The organism is Kitasatospora sp. NPDC004240 (assembly GCF_053603215.1).
Genome location: NZ_JBSGFD010000105.1, coordinates 1 through 21,582 on the forward strand (window position 1 = coordinate 1; position 21,582 = coordinate 21,582).

The following is a 21,582-nucleotide window of genomic DNA, read 5'->3' on the forward strand; positions in this document are numbered from 1 at the left end:
CGGCTTGCTCGGTGCAACGGGTTCGAAGTTACGGGGGCCTCGGGGCCGGTTTCAAGGATTCGGAGGTTCGGGCAGCTCAGGGTGCTGTTACCGGCTGTAAGGATCAAGGAAATGGGATGATTTGAAGGCAAATGCCCCGATTTGCAAGATCGAACAGGGCGGGGAAGTGGCCCGGGCCACACCATCACCCCTGTGAGGCCGCGCACACGGTCGACAGCGCGTCACCTCCGATGGGCCGCCCGTCGCGAAATCACCGGACGCCGGAAGACCCCGGGTGGCCCGCACCACAGCCGTCACCCCGAGCAAGTCGCCCGGGCACGCTCCGTGGCCGAACCGGCCTACCCGGAGCGGTAGTCGGTGAGCAGGAGGGCGATGTCGTCCGAGCGGTGCGGGGAGCGGCTGGCCTTGCGCAGCAGGTGGTCGGCGAGCTCCTCCAGGTCGCCCGCGCGGGCGTGGGCCAGGGTGGCCCGCAGCTCGTCGATGCCCAGATCGATGTCGCTGCCGCGTTCCTCGATGAGGCCGTCGGTGTACAGGGCGAGGACCGAGCCGCGGGGGAGGTCCAGCCGGGTCTCCGGGTACGTGCTGTCGCCGAGGGCGCCGAGGAGCGGTCCGCCCTCCAGCTCCAGGACGTCGGTGCTGCCGTCGGGGCGGCGCAGCAGGGGCGGGCAGTGCCCGGCGCGGACGGCGTAGGCGCGGTCGGTCCCGGGGTCGACGCGGATGTAGCAGCAGCTGGCGAGCAGCCCGGGGTCGAGGTCGAACAGGATCCGGTTGGTCCCGGCCAGGACGGCACCGGGCGAGTGGCCGGCCGTGGCGAAGGCCCGTACGGCGCTGCGCAGTTGGCCCATGGTGCCGGCCGCCGCGATGTTGTGGCCCTCGACGTCGCCGACCACGAGGGCCACGCCGCCCTCGGTGGGGATCACGTCGTACCAGTCGCCGCCGATGTCCATCCCGCTGGTGCCGGCCAGGTACCGGCCGGTGGTGCGGATGCCCGGGAGGACGGGCAGGCGGTGCGGGAGGAGGGCGTTCTGCAGGCCGTGGGCGAGGGCGGACTTGGCGTCGTAGAGGCGGGCGCGTTCGAGGGCCTGGGCGATCAGGCCGCTGAGCGCGGTGAGGAGGCCTCGGTCCTTGGGGGTGAGGTGGCGGAGGTCGTCGAAGCCGAGCAGGCAGGCGCCGACGGGACGGCTGGCGGCGATGAGCGGCAGGTACGCCCAGGCCCCGATGCCGTCGACGGAGCGGTCCGGACGGGTGTCGTCGGGATCCCCCCGGGCCTCGATGAACAGGGACACCCCGGAGGGCGGCGCGTCCGTCCCGGGCGGCGGGGTGCCGAGCGGGTTGCCCTCCAGCCAGTGCGGGAGGCGGTCGGGGTCGCCGGTGTGGAAGAGCAGGTGCAGCCGGCCGTCCTCGATGGTGTAGACGGCCAGCCGTTGTCCGCCGAAGGCCGGCAGGAGCTGGTCGGCGACGACCGCGCAGACCTCGTCCATGGTGACCGCCTCGGTGAGCGCGCTGCCGAGCTGCATCATGCGGTAGATCGCGCCCAGGCGCGCCGGCTCGGTCCGCTGCGGTTCGGTGAGGACGGGTTCCGGCGGGGCCGTCGGGTGGTCGGAGGTGGCGTGCTCGGGGTCGAAGGGCACCACCCGGCCGGTCACGCCGTTCGCGTCCGGGTGGAGGGAGAAGGCCAGCCACAGGTTCGGCGGGCGGCGGACCAGGAAGGTGTGGGGTTGCTGCGAGACCATCGCGGCCCGGTGCCGGTCCTCGCAGTCGGGGTCGGAGAGCCAGGGGACGACGTCCCAGAGGCAGTGGCCGAGCAGTTCGTGGCCGGGTACGCCGAGCAGGTCCTCCAGGCTGTGGTTGGTGTAGGTGACCTGCCCGTCCGGGGTGAGCGAGAAGAGTCCGTCCCGCAGCCGTTCGACCGCGGAGACGGCCGCCGCGCCCGCGCCGGCGTCGAGCACGCTGCCGACCAGGTGGCTGCGGACCTCCTCGCCGGGCGCCTCGGGTACGCGGCCCCAGAGTTCGACGGTGCGGTGCCCGTCGGCGGTGAGCACGCGCAGCCGCCGGGCGAGCACCCGGCCGTCCGTGATGGCCGCGCGGGCCGCGGCCCGGAGCGAGAGCCGGTCGCCGGGGTGGAGCCGGGCGGCCAGGGTGTCGGCCCGGCCGTCGAAGGTGTCGCGGGTGAGGCCGAAGATCGCGCACAGCTCGTCGTCGGCGACCACGGCTCCGGTGTCGAGCCGCCAGTCGAACAGGCCGACCCGTACGGCGGGGGCGTCGGGTGCCGGGACCTGGAGCGGGACGGTGTTGGCGTCGCATTCGAGGGCGCCGCCGCGGGCGCGGAGGTCGGCGAGCGCGGCGCCGAGCCGGTTGGCGATGGTCCGCAGGTGGCGGAGCCGCGTCCTGGACAGCCCCGGGTGGCCGGACGCCGTCCACACCACCGCGAGCGCGCCCAGGCTCTCCTGCCCGGCCCTGATCGGCACCGACGCCGAGCCGAACGCGTACGGCAGGGCCACCGCGAGCTGGGGGTAGCGGCGTACCGTCTCGTCGGGGTCGGCGAGGTGGACGGTCCGGCCCGAACGGTAGGCCACGGCCACCGGGATGGGGCTGTTGACGGGGATGAGCCGCCAGCCGCCGAGCAGGGAGGGCGGGGTGCCGCAGGCCGCGGCCAGCACGATCGCGCTGCCGTCCCGGGAGCGGAGGAAGATGCTGCCGGCGTGGGCGTCGGCCTCCCCGACGGCCTTGACCACGGCGGTCACCAGGGCGTCCTCGCACTCCTCCCGCAGACCGTGGGCCGACCGGTCCTCGGCTTCCCGGTGGTCGCCCGCAGGCTCCCCGGCCGCGTGTCCGGGGCGGCCGGGAGTCGCCGTGGCGCCCGCGTTCGGGTGGGCCGCCCGGTCTCCGAGATGCGGTTGCGTCCGCTCCACCGGCTCGTGCCGACTCATGCCTTCCGATCTACGTCCGACCGGCGCCGCTGTCAACCCCGGCGGGGTGGCGGCCCGGGGTCCGGTGTTTCCTACGACCGCGCCCGGTGTCCGTCGGTGTCCGGGAGCTCGTCGAGCGCCAGGAGCGCGGCGCCGATCGCGCCGGCGTCGTTGGCGAAGCGGGCGGGCAGCAGGGGGACGGGCGGGCGGTCGCCGGGGGAGTAGAGGCGGCGGGCGAAGGAGGCGCGGGCGGGGGTGAGCAGCAGCTCTCCCGCCAGGATCGGCCCGCCTCCGACGATCATGACGGAGGGGTCGAACAGGTTGGCCAGGGCCGCCAGCCCGACGCCGGTGAGCGCGCCCACGTGATCGAGGATCTCCAGCGCCCGGCCGTCCCCGCCGAGGGCGGCCTCGGTGACCGCCTCGCCCACGTCGGCGGAGCCCTCGTCGAGCAGGCGGGCCAGCGGTGAGGCCGGGTGGGCGGCCACGGCCTGCCGGCCGAGGCCCGCGATGGTGGCGCCGGAGGCCGCGACGCCCCAGCACCCGTACTCGCCGCACTCGCACGGCGGGCCGTCGGGCTCGACCGTGAGGTGGCTGGCCTCGGCCGCGAAGCCGTGCGCGCCGCGCAGCGGACGGCCGGCTACGACCACGCCGCACCCCAGGCCCGTGCCCAGGGTCACCAGCACCAGGTGGTCGTGGCCGCGCCCCGCCCCGAGGCGGTACTCGGCCCACGCGGCGGCGTTCGCGTCGTTGTCGGTGACCACGGGCAGGCCCACCGCGTCCGCGATCAGCGCCCGGAGCGGGGCCCGCGCGAAGTCCAGGCCGGGTGCGAAGGCCAGGGCCCCGGTGCGGGCGTCGACCATGCCCGGCAGTCCGACGCCGACCGCGACCACCCGTTCGCCGCGCAGCCGGTCGACGAGGTCGACGACGGCGGCGACGAGCTCCTCCGCCGTACGGCGCGCGGTGGCGAGGCGGGCCCGTGCCGTCACCGTGCCGTCGGCGCTCAGCCGGACCGCGGCGATCTTCGTGGCGCCCACGTCGACGCCGATGGCCTCGGCCTGGATGACGGCGGTCACGGCGCCTCCGGGAGGTGTACGCGGGCCTCGCCGTGCGGCGCGGCGGTGCGGGTGTCGAAGCCGTCCGGCCCGCGGACGGCGGACAGGTCGCACGGCCGGTCGGTGCGCAGCAGGTCGGGTCCGACCCGGACCCGGACGGGTACGCCCGCGCCGGTCCGCTCGTTGAGCCCCTTCACGTAGCAGGCCCCCAGCCGTCCGCGCGTGACCCGGACGGCGGCGCAGCCGCCCTCGACCAGGTCGACGGCGATCTCGTGCGTCCCGCACCGGGTGCGCGCCGGGAGGGGGCCGTCCGTGCGGTTGAAGAGGAGGACGAGCACGTCCTCGGGATCCCCGGTGGTCCGGCGCAGTTCGAGCCACGCTCCCGGTCGGGCCCGCGGCCGTACGCCGGGGCCGTCGGCCAGCCAGGTCTCGACGGCCGCTCCCACGGGCTCCGCGTCGAGGGCCACCGTCCGCACCCCGGACCGTGCTGCCGCCTCGGCCAACTCGCTGCAGGGGCGCAGGTCTTCGTCGAGGCGGGGGAGCTCGCCGAGCAGCAGGAGCCGGCCGCCCAGCTCGGCGAACCGGGCGAGCCGCCGTTGCAGGGCCCGCTCCATGAAGGGGGCCACCACCGTGACCAGGGGCCCGGCGCCGGGGTCGGGTGCGGTGCGGCCGGTCAGTTCCTCCAGCCGGAACGGCAGGTTGCGCCGCAGGCAGTGGGCGACGAAGGGCGCCAGGGTCCGCTCGGCCGGGGGGACGGCCCGCCGGTGGCCCGTCCAGGACCAGGCGCCGATCGCCGCGTACGGCGGATGGACGCCCCAGCGCACCCCGGGCTCCGGGCGGGAGAGGGCCAGTGACTCCTGCTGGCCGGCGAGGAAGTGGGTGAGCACCTGGAGGGCGGCGAAGGCCGGTCCGGGCCGGGCGTCGGCCAGGATCGGTGCGGCGTCGCCGTACGGCGGTGCGAACTGCGCGGGGTCCGCGGCCGGGTCGGCGGGCCAGGAGGGGTCGACCGTGAGGTGGTCGCCCCAGCCCGAGGTGGCGCAGGCCGGGTAGACGTTGACGCCGGTCGCCCCGCACGCCACGCCGAGCAGGCTGTGGTGGACCGGCCCCACCGGGTGGGCGCAGCCGGGGCCGGCCCAGGCGAGTCCCCAGTTCTCCTCGATGTTGGGGCCCCGGCCGCCCTTGGCCGCCAGGACGTAGTTGAGCAGCGCCTCGTCGTCCGTCACGACGTCGCCGGTCCAGCTGGTGTAGGCGCGGGGCAGCGCGGTGGGCGCGCCGACCCGGTTCCTGGTCAGCCAGGCGTCGTACCGTCCGGCCGCCCGGCCGGGGTCGCGGTCGGCCCTGGCCGGCGGGGAGTAGGTGGTGAGGACGGGGAGGTCGGGCCCGAGTGCCCCGGCCAGGCCCGCCATCCCGCCGGCGAGCGTCTCGGCCGACCAGCGGCCCCAACCGACCATCGTGTGCTGGTCGTTCCTCCCCGTCGAGGGCAGGGTGGGCGCTTTCACACCGGGCGTGAAGCGGGCGAAGGCCTCGGTGCCCGGCGGTGAGTAGTCGAGTGCGTCGATCGGCAGGGCGGTCTCGCCGTAGTGCCCCTCGTTGCCGATCTGGACGGCGATGACCGGCCCCCGCGGGTGCAGGTACGGCCGCAGGAACCGGCCGACGGCGTGGAGCCAGCCGGTCGCGTCCGCCAGGAAGCCGGGGTCGAGGGCCGACGGCAGGGTGAACCGCTGGTAGGGCAGTGGCCGTCCGTCGGCGGACCGGGCGGGGTGCCGGTCGGGGTCCAGGGTGGGGCTGAGCCGGTCGGGCAGCCCGCCGAAGGGGAGTTCGGCGTGGACGAAGGGGCCCGGTTTCGGCAGGGCGAGCAGGCCGGCCGCCGCGATGAGCTCCAGGAAGGCGGCCAGGTTCCGGTTGCCGTCGCCGTCGAAGCGGAGCAGGCGGTGCCCGTCGTGGGTGATCTCGTGGTGCCGCCAGGGGACGTAGCAGGTCACCACCTCGATGCCGGCCTCGCGCATGGCGGCCAGCTTGGCGGCCCAACTCCGGTGCGGGTCACGGTAGTAGGGGTACTCGCCGGTGATGAGGAACCGGGGGCGGCCGTCCAGCCGGAGCATCCCGTCCTCGAAGGACGGGCCGGCGCCGTCGCGTCGGGTGTTCATGCGTCCCCGCCCGGGAGGAGCAGGACCTTCATCGCGCCGTACCCGGTACCGGTGCTGCCGTTGGTGCCGGTGCCGGTGCCGTTGCCGTTGCCGTTGCCGTTCGGCGGCACGGCCAGCAGGGCCAGGGCCTCGGCGTACCGGTCGAGCGGCAGCACATGGGTGACCAGCTGTTCGAGCGGCAGGTCCCGGGCGAGGTCCACCGCCAGCTCGAAGTCCGAGGGCCGGTACGGCCCGGCGCCCACCAGCCGGATCCCCCTGGTCACCAGCGCTCTCAGCGGGACGGTGGCGACGGCGGCCTCCCGCTCGCCCATCACCACGACCGTGCCGCCGGGGGCCGCCGCGCCGAGCAGGCCGTTCGGTGCCGACCCCGTGGTGTCGACGACCACGTCGAACTCCTGCCCGGCGGCCTCCTCCGGGGCCAGGACGCGTACCGCCGCGGGCAGCAGGCCGCGGGCGATGTCGGCCCGTCCCGGATCGCGCTCGGCCAGTGCCGTCCTGGCGCCGCGCGAGGCCAGGACGAGCGCGCACAGCGCGCCGATGGGGCCGCCGCCGAGCACCAGCACCTGGTCGTCCCAGCGCGGCCGGGCCGCCCTCAGGTTGTTCAGCACGCAGGCGAGCGGCTCCACCAGCGCCCCGCGCCGGTACGGCACCGAGGCGGGCAGCCGGTGGACGAACCCCTCGGGGACGACGGCGAGTTCGGCCATCGCCCCGTCCCGGTCGACACCGACCTCGCGGCCGTCCTTGGCCTCGCAGTGGGCGGGCATCCCCCGCCGGCAGGGGCGGCAACGGCCGCAGAAGTACGTCGGGTTGATCACCACCCGGTCGCCCGGCGCCACCAGCCGGACGCCGGGCCCGACCGCGGCCACCTCGCCGACCGCCTCGTGCCCGAGCACCACCCCGCGCCGCGCCGGGAACTCGCCCAGCAGGATCGCCCGGTCGGTGCCGCAGACACCGGTGGCCGCCACCTCGACCAGGACCTCGCCGGCCTCGAAGGAGGGGCGCCCCCGATCATGGAGACCGGCCCGGCCGACCTCCTCGAACACGACGGCCTTCATCGTGACCTCCCGCCGGATGTCTCCAGTATTGTCATAAAGTGCCCGGTATGGTCATGCATCCATGGTCGGACGCCGGCGCATCCCCCTCGGGCCCGCGGCTGAGGATCCTGCTGCTCGGCGCGTCGGGGTTCGTGGGCGGCGGCCTCTGGTCCTCCCTGGCGCACCGGCACGAGGTCGTCGGTACCTTCGCCACCCGGCCCGCCGAGGGCCTGGTCCACGCGGACCTGTGCGACGAACGGCGACTGGCCTCCCTGGCGGCCGGCGGCTTCGACCTGGTGATCCACGCGGCCGGCCTCGTCCCGCTGGAGGCCGCCGAGGCCGATCCGGCGCTGGCCCACCGCCTCAACGTGCGTCCCGTGGAGGTCCTGCTGGACGCCGTCCGGGGCCCGGGCACGAAGCTGCTCCTGCTGTCCAGCGACAACGTCTTCGACGGCACCCGCGACCGGTACACCGAGGAGGACCCGACCTCGCCCGTCAACGCGTACGGGCGGACCAAGGTGGCCGCCGAGGAGCTGCTGCTCGCCGAGGGCGGGCACCTGGTCGTACGGATCCCGCTGGTCTTCGGGCGCGGTCCCTGGGCGAACGGCTTCCTGGCGCGGTTCGCCCGGCCGGTGACCACCGCGCGGACCGATCTGGTCTGCGCCCCCGTCTACCTGCCCGGCCTCGGCCCGGCGCTGTCCCGGCTCTGGGACCGCACGGGCGTCGTGCACTACGGCGGCGCCGACGTGGTCACCCGGTTCGCGCTGATGTCCGGGGTGCAGCGGGCGCTGGGCCTGCCCACCCGGGTGGTGGCCGCCCACGGGCCGGAGGCCGGCTCCGCGTGCCGGCCGCGGCGGCTGGTGCTGCGCAGCACCCGGCACGACCTGCTGGGCCCCGGCCTGGACGAGGCGCTCGGCCACCTCGTGGGCCTGCCGGCGGGCTGAACGCGGGCGGGCCTGCCGACGGCCCGGACCCGGGCGGGTCATGGGGCCACCCCGCCCGGTAGGCGGTCGGTCACCAGCGCCAGGTGGCTCGTGGCGTCCACCTCCCGGGTGCGGTCGAGCTGCCCGGCGAGGTCGTTGATCAGCAGCGTGCCGAGCAGGTAGTGGCCGAGCGCGAGCTCCACGGGCGAGGAGTCGCGTCCCCGCAGGTCGGGCTTGGGCTTGCGGTCCGAGAGCCGGCACGGCGCCTCCGACAGGACGTGCAGGTCGTGGGTCAGCAGGAGCCGCCGCAGCCAGTGCGGATCGTCGCGGAACAGCTCCGCCAGGCCCTCGTGCGCCGCCAGGTGCGGCAGGAACCGGTGGATCGCCGCGCGGTAGCCGGGGAAGGACGGCTGCCGGAACCCCACCTCGTAGCCGGTCCGCGCCGAGCCGCGCACCGCGAAGCCCAGCCGGAGCGCGGGATCCCAGACGCTGAGGCTGAAGAGCGTCTTCGCCAGGTCGTACACCGGGTCCCAGGGCTCGGTGGAGCCGCGCGGGTCGATGATCCGGAAGTCCTCGGGCGCGGCGCCGGGCCGGGCCGCCAGCAGCACGTTGCGGGTGTTGGCGTCCCCGTGCGCGGGGGCCATCAGTCTGGGCGGCGCCAGCGGGGCGAGCCGCCCGGCCAGCCGTTCCAGCACGAGCTGCGGGGCCGCGCACGGCACGCCGTTGACGGTGACGCGCTCGGCGGCCATCAGGTCGGCGGGCAGCGCCGCGCCGAGCGCGGGCAGCCGTCGCAGGAACCGGCCGACGACGGTCCGCGCCACGTACCCGGGCGGTGCGGGGTGGGACTGCACGGCGTACCCGTCCAGGACCAGGGCCCGGGTCAGCGCCGTGTACCGGCCGAAGAACTCCCCGGTGTCCCGCGGTGAGCGCCGCAGCGGCGCCGCCAGGTCCACCGAGTCGTAGAACGGCGTGGTGCAGGCCGACCACCCGTCACCGTCGAGGACGTGCCGGACCGGCAGGTAGTGCGCCGCCAGCCGCGGTGCCCGGCGGCGCAGGTGCTCGATCTGGCGCAGCTTGCCGCGGAAGGACACCAGGTCGTGGCCGTCCACGGCGCCCGCCGCGGGCACCAGGACCTTGACCGCCAGCTCCTCCCCGGCCGGGCCGGTCGCCCGGTGCACCCGGGCCGGGGAGCCGCCGTCCAGGATCTCGTGCCCGACCGTCAGGCCGAGGGCGTCGCGGACGGCCGCCAGGGCCGTCGCGTCGGTCCACCCGCCGGGCGGGCGGGGGGACGTGACCGTGATGTGCCGCACCGCTACCTCCTCCTTCTTGTCACCGCCACCGCCCGGCCGCCGGTCACCGTCGTCCACCGGCGTCTACCAGCGGATCGAGTCGATCAGCGCGGCGTGCAGCTGCGGGGTGCAGGCGGCGATGCACGAGCGCTGGTTGAGCGGGCCGATGTCGAGCAGCAGGGTGTCGTGCAGCGGCTTGCCGTACGCGTCGGTGATGGTGACCCCGGCCCGCTCCGCGAGGAAGACGGAGGCCGCGATGTCGTACGGGAACAGGTGCAGGATGCTGCCGTGGCCGACCCGGCGGAACGCCTCCTCGGTCTCGGGGCGGTCGCGCAGCAGCCGGTTGCCGATGTCGACGTAGGCGTCCATCTGGCCGGTGATGATCCGGGAGATGGAGAAGGACGCGCTGTTGAACACGTACACGCCGCCGGTGTTGGCCGAGGCGTCGATCAGGTGGCCGTAGGCGTCGGTCATCAGCTCCGCGGGGTGGCCGTTGAACTCCAGTGACCAGAACATCCGCGAGGGGTCGACGGTGGCGGACAGCCCGGGGACGGGCGCCGGGTAGCCGCCGGACTCGATGCCGTCGCCGTCGGCGTCGGCGTAGAGCCAGTTCCCGGACTTGATCTCCTGGAGCATCGCGTACCGGATGTCCCCGATCCGGGGCTCCTCGCCGAAGGGGGCCGCGGCGATGGACACGCAGGCCATCTCCAGGTCGGCGGCGGCGCCCCGGGTGCCGTCGATCGGGTCGATGATCAGGACGTACCCGGGGTCGCGGCCGATCGTGCGCAGCCCCTCGCTCTCGGTGTAGACGGCGACGGGCTCGCCGCGCTCCCGGAGGTACGCCCAGGCGGCACGCTCGGCCAGGACGTCCACGGGGAACTCGGCGTCCCCGCCCTTCGCCGTGCCCTGCACGTAGCGGCTGCCGACCTCGTGCAGACCGTCGCGGACGGCCGCCCGGATCCGTCCGGACAGCTCCCGGACCAGGCCCCTCATGACGACACCGCCAGGAAGAGCCGCTCCAGCAGGTCGCACATCTCGTCCGCCTCCTGACGGGTCATGATCAGCGCCGGGCGGACCTTCAGCACGTTGCCGTGCCCGTACAGCGAGGTGCGCAGCAACAGCCCGTGCTCCATGCCGAGTTCGGCGAGGTGGTTGGTGAGCTTCGGGTCGGGTCGGCCCTCGCCGTCCACGATGTCGATGCCGATCATCAGCCCGACGCCGCGCACCTCCCGGACGAACGGCACCCTGGTGGCCAGGTCGCGCAGCCGGTCGAGCACGTACGCGCCGACGTCCCGCACGTTCTCCAGGAACCCGGGGCGGCCGATGACCTCCAGCGTCTTCAGGGCGGCCGCGGCGGCCAGTACGTTGCCGCCGAAGGTCGAGTTGATGTGGTGACCCTCCACGCCGGCGAGCCGGTCCTCGGTCAGGATGCCGGCGATGGGCATCCCGGAGCCGCCGAGCCCCTTGCCGAAGGTCATCATGTGCGGGGCGACGCCGAAGTGGTCGGCGGCGAACATCCGGCCGGTGCGCCCGAAGCCGGTCTGGATCTCGTCGAAGACCAGCACGATCCCGCGCTCCTCGCACAGGTCCTTGAGCGCCTGGAGGTAGCCGTCCGGCGGGACCACGTTGCCGCCGTTGCCGCTGATCGGCTCCAGCACCACGCAGGCCACCCGGCCGGTGCTGGCGTAGTCGATGAAGTCGTTGATCCGCTCGACGCAGAGCAGGCCGCAGGTGGCCCGCTCCTGCCCGTAGAAGCAGCGCAGGCAGTGCGGGTCGGGGACGTGCACGACCCCGGGCAGGTGCGAGGGGAAGGGCGTACGGCGGAACGCGGCACCGGAGGCGCCGATCATCCCGAGGGTCTGGCCCAGGTGCCCGCGGAACAGCGTGACCACGTCCGAGTTCCCGGTGTGCACCTGGGCGATCTTGACGGCGCTCTCGTTGGCGTCCGAGCCGCTCGCCGACTTCAGGTGCACCCGGGTCAGGTTCGCCGGCGACACCTCGGCCAGCTTCGACACCAGCGCGTTCAGCGGCCCGGTCTGGAACTTGGAGGTGACGTGGATGAGTTGGCCGGCCTGCTCGCGCACCGTCGCCACGATCTCGGGGTGGGCGTAGCCCAGGCTCAGGTTGAACGTGCCCGAAGAGCAGTCGAGGTAGCGCCGGCCGTCCTCGGCGTAGAGGTAGACGCCCTCGCCGCCGACGACCCGGAGCTCGTCCGGCAGGTAGTAGTAGTGCTGGAGGACGCCGGCGGCGTCCGTCCCGGGCGGCCGCTTGGGAGCCGCGGTGCTGACACTTTCCATCGGTTTCCTTCCGATGATTCCGGTGATTCCCGGCAGGTCCACGTGCTCGAAGGATTCGAGACGCAGATCCGCCTCCCGGAGATCGAGTGCGGCGGTCATCGAGTTCGGCACGGCGACGCACCGGATTCCGGCGCGTTTCGCCGCGCGGACGCCGCTCGGTGAATCCTCGAACGCCACCGCCCGGCCCGCCGGAATTCCCAGCGAGGCGAGCGCGGCGACATAGAGGTCCGGCGCCGGCTTCGCGTTGCCGCGGTTCCCGTCGGCGCACTGCACCGTACTCCACCCGTCGGCGATCCCGCATTGCCGGGTGTATCGTCCGATCCATTCCCGGGTGGAATTGCTGACGATCCCGCGGGGGATTCCGAGCGAGTCGAGCTCGCGCAGGACGCCCTGCACCCCGGGCCGGCTGGACAGCCCGCCGAGCAGCTCACGCTGCCGGTGGTGAACCCTGTCCTGGACGTCCCGGCGGTCCACGGTGCGCCCGGAGAGCCGTTCGAGGTGCGTCCAGAGGTCGAATCCGATGGTGCCGACGACCGATGACCACAGATCGGCCGGGAGCTCGTGGCCGAAGTCCAGGAAAACCTCCGCATGGGCGCGGAATATCTCGGACTCGGGATCCCACAGCGTCCCGTCGAAATCGAAGAGGATTGCCTGAACTTCCTTCACGTGTACCTCCGTCGGGTGGCGGACGGCCACGGCCTGGGGGTGGTACGCGGATCCGGCACGTCCATCGGCCCGTCATCCCGGCCGTCCTCGTGCCATTGGTCCATCATGGCGGAGCCCGCGTGGCCCCGCCATTCATAGTTCGCCAACGTACCCTCGGTCGGAGTATCCCGCGCGGCGGGGGCCGGGCGGCGGTGGTCGGATGGGGGCGGTGCCGGCGAAGGTCCGGCGGGGGAGTCGGAGAGTCATGGACGAAGACATCAGCCCCGGAGGCGTCAGCCCCTTCGGCGGCGGCCCGGGAGACAGCGACCCCGGAGGCAGCGCCCCCGCAGGCAGCGCCCCCGAAAGGACGGGCCCCGCTCGTACGGAGGTCCCCCGCGCGCCGCGGGTGGCCGTCGTCGGCCACGTCGAGTGGACGACCATCGCCGGCCTCGACCGGGTGCCCGCCGCCGGTGAGGTGACCCACGCGCAACCGCTCTGGCGCGGCCCGGCCGGAGGCGGCGCCGTCGCAGCCGTCCGACTGGCCGAACTCGCCGGCGGGTGCACCTTCTTCACCGCCCTCGGCGACGACCACGCCGGGCGGCGCTCCCGCGTCGAACTCGAACACCGCGGCGTCCGCGTCCGGGCCGCCACCCGGACCGGCCCCACCCGCGCCGCCGTCTCCATGGTCGACCGGACCGGCGAGCGCACCACCGTCACCCTCGGCGAACGCCTGCAACCCGCCGCCACCGACCCCCTGGACTGGGACGAACTCGCCTCCTACGACGCGGTGTTCTTCACCGCCGGGGACGCCGCCCTGCTGCGCCGGGTCCGCCGCGCCCGGGTCCTCGTGGTCACCGCACGGGAGTTCACCACCGTGCTGGAGTCCGGCGTCAGGGTCGACGCGCTGGTCGGCAGCGGCTGCGACCCGGCCGAACGCTGCGACCCCGCGCTGCTGCGCAGCTCACCGGAGCTGGTCGTCAGCACCGAGGGCCACCGCGGCGGCGTCTTCACCCACGACGGCCGGCCCCCGCGCCGCTACCGGCCCGCCCGCGCACCGGGCCCCCTGGTGGACACCTACGGCGTCGGCGACAACTTCGCCGCCGTCCTCACCTACGCGCTCGCCACCGGCACGGCCGCCGCCGAGGCGCTCGACCTCGCGGCCCGGCACGGCGCGGCCTGCACGGCGCTCCGGGGGCCGTTCGCGGCCTCCGGATCCCCTTCCGCACGGCGGGCGGCCCGGGTATGAGGCGGATCCTCCTCCTCTGGGACATCGACGGCACGCTGATCGACGACGGAGCCGTGGGCCGGACCGTCTACCCACCCGCGTTCGAACGCCTCACCGGCCGGCCGGCTTGCCACCGGGTCACCACCGACGGCCGCACCGAACCGGCAGTCATGGACGAGCTGTTCGCCCGCCACGGCGTCCCCGCGGTCGAACCGCACCGGGTGGCCGCGGAGTTGGCCGACCAGCTGCGACGGCGGACCACCGAGCTCCGTACGGCCGGACGGGTCCTGCCGGGTGCCCTCGACGCCCTGCGGGCCCTGCGAGCGCGGCCCGAGGTCACCCAGTCCGTGCTGACCGGGAACATCCGGGCCAACGCCCTGCTGAAACTACGGCTGTTCGGCCTGGCCGAGTTCACGGACCTCCGGTGCGGCGCGTACGGCGACGACGCCCGCGGGCGTGCCGCACTCGTCGCGGTCGCCCGGCGCCGGGCAGCGGCCGTGCACCGCCGCGCCCCCGGTGACATCGTCCTGATCGGCGACACCCCGCACGACGTACGGGCGGGGCGCGCCGGCGGGGCGCGGGTGATCGCCGTTGCCTCGGGGACGAGCGGTGAGGAGGTGCTGCGGGCGGCGGGGGCCGACGTGGTGCTGGCCGATCTGCGCGACACGGCGGCGGTGATCGACGCCGTCCTCTCCCCGTACCCGGCCGTGCGGAGCGCCGGATGAGCCCGGAGGTGAGCCTGGTCTCGGTGGTGATGCCCGCGCGGAACGCCGAACCGACCATCGCCGCACAGCTGGAGGCACTGGAGGGGCAGAGCCATCCCGGCCCGTGGGAGCTCATCGTCGTCGAGAACGGTTCCGTCGACGGCACCCGCGCGCTGCTGGCCGCCTGGCAGCGGCGGATGCCGCGGCTCAGGGTGATCGACGCCGGCGAGGCGCGCGGTGTCAACCGCGCGCGCAACGTCGGCTGCCGGGAGGCGGAGGGCGAGGTCATCCTCTGCTGCGACTCCGACGACGTGGTGGACCCCGGCTGGATGGCCGGCCTGGTCGACGCCCTGCGGACCAGCCCCGCCGCCGGCGGCTCCCTGGAGCGCCGACTGCTCAACGCCCGCCCGGCCCTGGCGGCGCGCCCACCGAAGCCCGTCGACGCGCTGCTCGACACCTTCGGCTTCCTGCCGTACCCCGGCGGGGCCAACTGCGGCTTCCGCAAGGAGGTGTGGACCCGGCTCGGCGGCTTCGACGAGAGCTACCGCTACGGCAGCGACGACGTCGAGTTCTTCTGGCGCGCCCAACTCGCCGGCTACCGGCTGGCGTTCGCGCCCGAGGCGGTCGTGCACTACCGCCTCCGTGACGACCCCCGGGCCATCACCCGCCAGCTCTACCGCTACGGCCGCTCCCATCCCAAGCTCTACCGCGACTTCGCCCTCCACGGCATGCCCCCCTCCCGCCCGCGCGACGCCGCCCGCGCCTGGTACCGGATGCTGCGCCGCACCCCCGACCTCCTCGGCCCGGCGGACGGACGCGCCGCCCTGCTGGCCCAACTCGCCCTGCGAGCCGGCCGGGTGGTGGGGAGCGTACGGAACCGGCGGTGCTACCTTTGACATCCTCCCTGGCCTAGAGGCTGGGGATTCCCGCCTGTTCCCACCGGAGGGGTGAGGGCTTCGGGTGGGTTCCTGCTTCGCCGCGCTGTGCGGGCACGCATGCCCGTCTTACCTGCGCTCCACAGGCCGACACCGCCAGTCCGGCGGCCTTGGCGACGTTGAGCGCCGCGTTGACGTCCCGGTCGAGGACGCTCCCGCACGTCCATACGCGGACGTCGAGGGGCTTGGGACCGTCCTTGACGCCGCACTGTGAGCACACCTGGCTGGTGGGCTCGAAGCGGCCGATCCGGATGAGGGTGCGCCCGTACCGTGTGGCCTTGTATTCCAGCATGTTGACGAACTGCGACCAGCCGGCGTGTTCGCCGACCGCCACCTGACCCGGCTCGAAGTGATCACGCGGAGCGTCTGCGCGGACTTCGAGGTCGAGCCGGCCGAGTTCGACGGCGGGAACGACCACGTCCACCCGCTCGTGCACTTCCCGCCCAAGGTCACCCCGTCCAAGCTCGTCAACAGCCTCAAGCGCGCCAACTCCCGCCGCATGCGCCAGGAGTTCCCCGCCCCGGTCAGGCACCACCGGCGGGCGCAGCGTCACCGGTCCGGCCCGTACGTCGCCGGCTCCGTCGGCGGCGCACCCCTGTCGGTGGTCCGCCGGTACATCGAGCAGCAGAACCGCCCGGCCTGAACGCCTACGGTGGGTGGCGTCCACAGTGCGGGAGGGTGCCCACCGCCGGCGTCGGAGCAGGACTCGCAATCGCTTCACCACCGGGCTGAAGCCCAGTGCACTGCGATGAGTCCTGGTAGCGCCGGGCCGTGCCGCCGGTGGCCGCTCGTGGCCCGGTCGTAGGCCCTACGCCGGTGCCCGGAAGCCGCCGATGCTCCGCTCCAGCAGTTCGGCCAGCCGCAGTGGAGTGCGGTCCTCGAACATGGGGCCGATGAGCTGCACCCCCACCGGCAGGCCTTCGGGGGAGCGGCCCGCAGGCACGGCGGTGGCGGGCAGGCCGGGCAAGGTCGCCAGACCGGCCCAGACGAGCTGGTCGAAGTACGGGTACTCGACGCCGTCGATGTCGATCCGGCGTTCCCTCGGATCGGGGCTGTGGTCGTGCGGGAAGGCGGGAGTGGGCGTGATGGGACACACCACGGCGTCGAACTCGGCGAAGAACCGCCGCCAGGCGTGGCGGTGGAGTTCGCGGAGGCCGTTCGCCTCGATCCAGTCGCGGTGGCTGAGCACCATGCCACGGAGCCGCGCCGCGTCGAGGCTCCGGTCGTCCGGGCTCAGTCCGGCGGCGCGGGCCTGCAGTTCCTCGTGCGCCTCGACGGGGAAGTGTGCTACGGAGCCGGAGAACAGGAACCGCGTGTAGAGCGTCGCGGCTTCGGTGAGATCGGGCAGCAGCGGACTGTGCCGTTCGACGCGGGCGCCGCCGTCGACGAGCGCGTCGGCCACCCGCTCCAGGCCCGCCCGCACGGCGGATCCGGTCGGGATGAGCGGATGCTCGTCGAGGACCAGGACCCGGAAGTCGCCGAGCCGCTCGTGGCGGGCGGGCGGCAGCGTCAGCCCGTACGCCACCCCGAGCGTCAGCGGGTCCGGCCCGGCCATGACGTCGAGCAGGAGCGAGAGGTCGCGGGCGGAGCGGGCCATCGGACCGACGACGGCGAGGTCGGGCTCGACCGGCAAGGCCGGAGCGGTCGGCGGGACCATTCCGCGGGTCGCCGCCAGCCCGAGCGTCGGCTTGTGTGCGTACACGCCGCAGAAATGCGCGGGGGTGCGCAACGAGCCGGCGAGGTCGGATCCGATGGACAGCGCGCCGAAGCCGGCCGCCAGGGCCGCCGCCGATCCGCCGGAGGATCCACCCGAGGCGCGGTCTTGGTCCCACGGGTTGTTGGTGGTGCCGTAGATCTCGTTGAAGCTCTGGATGTCCTGCAGCCCCCGGGGCACATTGGTCTTGCCGAGCACCACCGCGCCCGCGGCCTTGAGGCGCGACACCTGTACCGCGTCCTCGGTCGGCAGGAAGTCCCGGTGCTGCGGAATGCCCCAGGTCGTGGGCAGCCCGGCGATGTCGTAGGACTCCTTGACCGTCACCGGAACGCCGAGCAGCGGCCGGTCCTCACCCCGGGCGCGCGCCCGGTCGGCATCGCGCGCGGCGGCCCGGGCACGCTCGAAGTCCGGCACACAGATCGCGTTGATCGTCCTGTCGTCCCGCTCGATGCGGGCGATCGCCTCGTCGGTCAGCTCCGCGGAGGTCACGTCACCGGCTCGCAGAGCAGCCGTGAGTTCTTCGGCCGTCTGATAATTCCATTCCATGAATCCGACCGTACCGACCTCTGGAAGAGGCCACGAAATGTCATTTCGCACAACGGGAAAGTGTCTTGATGCTCATCGTGTTCCGCCCCGGCCACAGACGGTTCGCCCGACCGCCGGCAATGGCGACGCGCGGCGGGATCGGTGTCGGCGCCCGGGAGTTCGGAGACCTCCGGGAGGAGGCCCCCGCCCCGCGGGGTCGGGCTGATAGCTTGATCGACATGGACCAAGGCCGGGTGCTTGAAGCGTTTCGTCTCGAAGCCGGTGAACTCGCCCGGGCGGTTGCGGGGCTCTCGGAGGCCGAGTGGGATCTCCCGACACGGTGTGAACCCTGGCGCGTGCGTGACCTGTCGGCGCACGTCCGGGTGGTGATCGCCTGGTTGCCGGGCATGCTGGCCGCGCCGGCGCCGGTCCGCGCGGAGGTGTCCGCGGTGGAGTACTACCGACCCGATGAGCGCTTCGCGCCGGAGACGAACGCCGCGCGGATCGCCCTGGCCCAGGACCACGCCGCCGATCGGGCCCAAGGCGCCGGACTCGCCGGGGACTTCGCCGCCACCTGGCAGCAGGTGCACCGGCTGTGCCGGGCCGAACCCGACGGGCGTGTGGTCCGCACCCGCCACGGGGACGCGATGCTCCTGTCGGAGTTCCTGCTCACGCGGGTGGTCGAGCTCTCCGTCCACGGCCTGGACCTGGCCGACGCGCTGGGGCGCGAGCCCTGGCTGACCCCGCAGGCCGGGGACGCGGTGCTGGAGCTGCTGCTCGGCCCGGACCACACGGCGGCGGTGCGTTCGCTCGGCTGGGACCGGCCGGGCTTCCTGCGCAGGGCCACGGGGCGGGAGCCGCTCGACGCCGTGGACGCCGCGCGGGTCGAGGACCTCGGTATCCGGTGGCTCGCGCTCGGCTGATCCCGTACCGGCAGGCGGAGCCGTGGCCGACGGCACGTCCCGACGGTGACCGTCCGGGCGGAGCGCGGCCGGCCATGACGCGGGGCCCGTACCCGGCCGGGTGGCCGGGTACGGGCCTGCGTGCTGATCGGGAGCCGTGCGGAGGAGCTCGGCCTCACGCTCCGATCTCGAAGACGGGCGGCCGGAGCCCCGCGAGGCATCCGGTCCTCGGTGCGGTGGGGGTGTCGAAGAACGAGCGGGTGATCGACTGGGCGCACTGCGAGTCGGCGAAGACCACATGGGCGACGTACGGGATCGTCACCGCGGTGGATCGGCTCAGTGTGCGGGCCGCGTACTCGCCGTTGCTCGGCGCGGTCTGGGAGTCGAACCCGCCGGACAGGACGAGGGTCGGGATGTCGCTGCGCGTCACGGCCCGGATGGAGCGGTCCGCCGCAGGGACGTTCCAGGCCCGGCAGTCGTCCTGGAGGAAGGGGAGCAGCGGGGCGTTGGCCAGCACCGAGCGGGGGAACGACGGGAACAGCCGCCGGCCGGCCCGGATGACGTCCTCCTGGCTCTCGAACGGTGTCCACTCGCTGCAGAAGACGCCGTAGGCGAGCCCGTGGGAGAGCCTGCCGATGGCCTGCGGGCTGAGCTTGCCCCCTGCCAGCTGCTCGGCGATCCGCTGGGGGTTGCCGTGGGCCAGCTCGTCGATGGAGCGGGGCACCCCGGCCGCCAGGTGGCTGGCGAAGGTCAGCCAGTTCACCAGGGTCCCGCCGTCCAGGACGACGTCCACCGGCGCCGGGTGGTCCGGCACGGTGACGGTGGTGGTGACGGGGTCGGCCTCCAGTTCACGGACGAGGCGTTCGAAGGTGGCCGACAGGTTCGGGTAGCGGGTGTTGCAGGCGGCGTCGTCCGCGCAGGCCTTGAACAGGCCGTCGAAGCCCTCGCGCGCGGCCTTCCAGGTCACGGCTCCCCCCGCCAGGGAGGGCGGCAGGACGCCGTCGATGCCGACCGACCGGATGCCCTCCGGGTGCTGGCGCATGTAGATGAGCGCCAAGTCGGTGCCGTACGAGATACCGAAGACGTTCCACTGCCGCAGGCCCAGCGCGAGGCGCAGGTCGGCGTAGTCGGTGGCGCTCTCGGTGCTGTCGTACGCGCCGAGGTCGGCCCCGAGGCCCGCCAGCCGGTCGTGGCAGACGCGGGTGGCCTGGACGTGCAGGCGTCCGGTGGAGGGCGCGCCGTGGACGAGGCCGAGGGAGTCGGCGTTGAACCGGTCGATGTTGGGGCAGGTGAGGGCCGGGTCGGCGGAGTAGGTTCCGCGCTGGGACATGAAGATCACGTCCCGGTCGCGGTTGAGGCCCCCGGCGACGGCCATCTGGATCTCGGAGTTGGCGTCGTCGCCCGGCCCGCCGGCGAACCACACGATCGGGTCGGGTGCCGCCCGCTTCTGGGTCGCCGGGACGATCGCGACGGCGAGGGTGATCTTCGGCCCCCCGGGCCGGGAGCGGTTCTCCGGCACGGTGAGCGTGCCGCAGCGGGCCGTCTCCAGGGCGGGGGTCGGGTCCGCCGTCCTCGGGCAGGGGCCCGGGACGAAGCGGGCGTGGCCCGCCGTCCGGGCGACCGTGCCGAGCGGCTCCCCGGCACCGTCCTCGGCCCGGGCGGGCAGCGCGGCGAGGCCGGCCAGGAGGACACCCGCCGTGGCTCCGGCCAGGGCGGTCCGCAGGCGCCGTACGGGGTGGCGGCGGTGGGGTGGACGGACGGACATCATGCTCGCTCCGGCTCAGGGGTGATCTCGGGGGTGATGGTGAACGGCTTCGGCGCCAGCCCCGCCACACAGGCGGTGTCGGGCGCGGCCGGGTGCGCGAGGAAGGAAGTCAGGACGCTCGCGGCGCAGGGCGACTGGGGCACCACGAAGTGGCCGATCCCGGGGATCCGCACGGTGGTCGAGCGGGACAGCGTCCGCGCCGCGTACGGGCCCCAGCTCGCCCCGGTCTTCGCGTCGAAGGTGCCGGAGACGACGAGCGCCGGCACCTTGCCGGAGGTGGTCACCCGCTGGACGGCGGTGCGGTCCGGGACGTTCCAGGCGCGGCACACGTCGTGCTCGAAGGGCAGCTGCGGGGCGTGGGCCAGGACCGTGTCCGGCCACCCGGGGAAGGCCCGGCGGCCCGCCTCCAGCAGGTCGGCCTCCGAGAAGCCCGGCACCCACTCGGCGCAGGCCACCGAGTTCGTCAGCCCGTGGGCGAACTCGCCGATGACGGGCGTCGCGCCGGCGGCCCGGGCCTGCGCGAAGCGCTCCGGATTCCCGTGGGCGAGTTCGTCGAGCGCCGCGGGGACGTCGACGGCCGGCATGGCCCCACCGTTGGTGACCAGTACGTTCACCAGCGCACCCCCGTCGAGGACCACTGTCACAGGGCTCCCGCCCCCGGGCGGCTGCACCGTCAGCGTGAGGGGGCGCGCCTCAAGGCGGCGGACCTGCTCGGTCAGCGTGCGCGCGAGGTCCGGGTAGCGGCTCCTGCAGGTCGGCTGGGCCTCGCACGCCGCGAAGATCTCGCCGATCCCCTCCCGGGCGCTGTCCCAGGCCCACGGCAGGCTCACGATCTGCGGGGGCACGACGGAGTCGATCGCCACCGAGCGGATCCCCTCGGGGTGCAGGCGCAGGAAGGTGAGGGCCAGGTCCGTGCCGTACGAGTACCCGTAGACGTTCCACCGCTCGATGCCCAGTGCCCTGCGCAGGTCGGCGAAGTCGGCGGCGTTCTCGGTGGTGTTGTAGGCGCTCAGCTCGATTCCGTCGGCCGTCAGCCGGTCCCGGCACTCCTTCGTGGCGCGCACCAGGAGCCGCCCGGTCGACGGCGCGTCGTAGCGCAGCCCCACCGCGGCCGCGTTGAAACGGTCGATCTCCGGGCAGGCGAGGCTCGGTTGCGAATGGAGCGTTCCGCGCTGGGCCACGACGATCAGTTCACGGTCGCGGTTCACGCCGGAATCGATCAGGAAGGGGATGGCACCGAACGCGTCGCCGCCGGGACCCCCCTCCATGAACACCACCGGTTCCGCGGCCGGCCGCGCCGACACGGCCGGGATGATCGCCACGGCCAGCCGGATCGTCCGGACGCCGTGTCCGCCCCGCCCGCCGGGCCCGTCGTGCATGCCGTGTTCGACCCGCTCGCGGCTCTCGGGCACCTCCAGGAACCCGCACCGCCCGGGGACCGGCTCCGGCGTCTCCGGACAGGGACCCGGCACGAACCGCGTCTGACCTCCCGCCACCGGACCCCCTCGATCGGGGG

The 21,582-nt window shown here is 74.3% G+C and carries 16 protein-coding genes and 1 pseudogene; 6 read left to right on the forward strand and 11 right to left on the reverse strand.

Annotated elements, in window-relative coordinates; translation table 11 throughout:
* Positions 1–338: 338 nt before the first annotated feature.
* From ACWEQL_RS25745 to ACWEQL_RS25760, 4 genes are all read right to left on the reverse strand, one after another.
* The gene (locus tag ACWEQL_RS25745) at positions 339–2,930 is read right to left on the reverse strand and encodes a SpoIIE family protein phosphatase (protein WP_452152678.1); all 2,592 of its coding nucleotides are present in this window, start codon (positions 2,928–2,930) and stop codon (positions 339–341) included.
* A 71-nt stretch (positions 2,931–3,001) separates the two neighbouring features.
* A complete protein-coding gene (locus ACWEQL_RS25750; protein ID WP_452152679.1) occupies positions 3,002–3,982 on the reverse strand; it encodes an ROK family protein in 981 nt (326 codons plus the stop codon).
* Positions 3,979–6,108, reverse strand: coding sequence for a beta-galactosidase (locus tag ACWEQL_RS25755; protein WP_452152680.1), 2,130 nt, complete (start codon positions 6,106–6,108; stop codon positions 3,979–3,981). The genes ACWEQL_RS25750 and ACWEQL_RS25755 overlap by 4 nt, the downstream gene beginning before the upstream one ends.
* Positions 6,105–7,163 (reverse strand): zinc-dependent alcohol dehydrogenase, encoded by a 1,059-nt coding sequence (locus ACWEQL_RS25760; RefSeq protein WP_452152681.1) that lies wholly within the window; start codon positions 7,161–7,163, stop codon positions 6,105–6,107. Before ACWEQL_RS25760 ends, ACWEQL_RS25755 begins: the two co-directional genes overlap by 4 nt.
* Before the next feature lie 47 nt (positions 7,164–7,210).
* Here ACWEQL_RS25760 and ACWEQL_RS25765 point away from each other — a divergent pair, with 47 nt between their 5' ends.
* On the forward strand, positions 7,211–8,086 hold the full coding sequence (locus tag ACWEQL_RS25765) for an SDR family oxidoreductase (RefSeq protein ID WP_452152682.1): 876 nt from the start codon (positions 7,211–7,213) through the stop codon (positions 8,084–8,086).
* 38 nt (positions 8,087–8,124) lie between these two features.
* On the opposite strand, the gene ACWEQL_RS25770 is transcribed toward ACWEQL_RS25765, so the two are convergent.
* From ACWEQL_RS25770 to ACWEQL_RS25780, 3 genes are all read right to left on the reverse strand, one after another.
* Positions 8,125–9,375 carry a hypothetical protein gene (locus ACWEQL_RS25770; protein WP_452152683.1) on the reverse strand — a complete coding sequence of 417 codons (1,251 nt, stop codon included), beginning with the start codon at positions 9,373–9,375 and terminating at the stop codon, positions 8,125–8,127.
* A gap of 63 nt (positions 9,376–9,438) precedes the next feature.
* Positions 9,439–10,347, reverse strand: a complete 909-nt coding sequence (locus ACWEQL_RS25775) for an inositol monophosphatase family protein (RefSeq protein ID WP_452152684.1) — start codon at positions 10,345–10,347, stop codon at positions 9,439–9,441.
* Positions 10,344–12,317 (reverse strand): aminotransferase class III-fold pyridoxal phosphate-dependent enzyme, encoded by a 1,974-nt coding sequence (locus ACWEQL_RS25780; RefSeq protein ID WP_452152685.1) that lies wholly within the window; start codon positions 12,315–12,317, stop codon positions 10,344–10,346. Before ACWEQL_RS25780 ends, ACWEQL_RS25775 begins: the two co-directional genes overlap by 4 nt.
* Before the next feature lie 244 nt (positions 12,318–12,561).
* Between ACWEQL_RS25780 and ACWEQL_RS25785 the strand changes: the two genes are divergently transcribed.
* From ACWEQL_RS25785 to ACWEQL_RS25795, 3 genes are read left to right on the forward strand one after another with little or no spacing between them, the layout of a single operon-like run.
* Positions 12,562–13,542 (forward strand): PfkB family carbohydrate kinase, encoded by a 981-nt coding sequence (locus ACWEQL_RS25785; RefSeq protein WP_452152686.1) that lies wholly within the window; start codon positions 12,562–12,564, stop codon positions 13,540–13,542.
* Positions 13,539–14,246 carry an HAD family hydrolase gene (locus tag ACWEQL_RS25790; RefSeq protein ID WP_452152687.1) on the forward strand — a complete coding sequence of 236 codons (708 nt, stop codon included), beginning with the start codon at positions 13,539–13,541 and terminating at the stop codon, positions 14,244–14,246. Before ACWEQL_RS25785 ends, ACWEQL_RS25790 begins: the two co-directional genes overlap by 4 nt.
* A complete protein-coding gene (locus tag ACWEQL_RS25795; protein WP_452152688.1) occupies positions 14,243–15,121 on the forward strand; it encodes a glycosyltransferase family 2 protein in 879 nt (292 codons plus the stop codon). Before ACWEQL_RS25790 ends, ACWEQL_RS25795 begins: the two co-directional genes overlap by 4 nt.
* Positions 15,122–15,134: 13 nt before the next feature.
* On the opposite strand, the pseudogene ACWEQL_RS25800 reads toward ACWEQL_RS25795, so the two are convergent.
* Positions 15,135–15,476, reverse strand: a pseudogene (locus ACWEQL_RS25800) (zinc ribbon domain-containing protein); the annotation flags it as partial.
* A 33-nt stretch (positions 15,477–15,509) separates the two neighbouring features.
* On the opposite strand from ACWEQL_RS25800, the gene tnpA reads away from it, so the two are divergent.
* The gene (gene tnpA, locus ACWEQL_RS25805) at positions 15,510–15,803 is read left to right on the forward strand and encodes an IS200/IS605 family transposase (protein ID WP_452152689.1); all 294 of its coding nucleotides are present in this window, start codon (positions 15,510–15,512) and stop codon (positions 15,801–15,803) included.
* 165 nt (positions 15,804–15,968) lie between these two features.
* On the opposite strand, the gene ACWEQL_RS25810 is transcribed toward tnpA, so the two are convergent.
* The gene (locus tag ACWEQL_RS25810; protein ID WP_452152690.1) at positions 15,969–17,420 is read right to left on the reverse strand and encodes an amidase; all 1,452 of its coding nucleotides are present in this window, start codon (positions 17,418–17,420) and stop codon (positions 15,969–15,971) included.
* Between the two features lie 218 nt (positions 17,421–17,638).
* Between ACWEQL_RS25810 and ACWEQL_RS25815 the strand changes: the two genes are divergently transcribed.
* Positions 17,639–18,322: a maleylpyruvate isomerase N-terminal domain-containing protein gene (locus ACWEQL_RS25815; RefSeq protein ID WP_452152691.1), complete on the forward strand. Its 684-nt coding sequence runs from the start codon at positions 17,639–17,641 to the stop codon at positions 18,320–18,322.
* Between the two features lie 154 nt (positions 18,323–18,476).
* Here ACWEQL_RS25815 and ACWEQL_RS25820 read toward each other — a convergent pair whose 3' ends face one another.
* On the reverse strand, positions 18,477–20,069 hold the full coding sequence (locus ACWEQL_RS25820) for an alpha/beta fold hydrolase (RefSeq protein WP_452152692.1): 1,593 nt from the start codon (positions 20,067–20,069) through the stop codon (positions 18,477–18,479).
* Complete coding sequence (locus ACWEQL_RS25825; RefSeq protein WP_452152701.1) at positions 20,066–21,445, reverse strand: alpha/beta fold hydrolase; 1,380 nt, start codon at positions 21,443–21,445, stop codon at positions 20,066–20,068. The genes ACWEQL_RS25820 and ACWEQL_RS25825 overlap by 4 nt, the downstream gene beginning before the upstream one ends.
* Between the last annotated feature and the right edge of the window lie 137 nt (positions 21,446–21,582).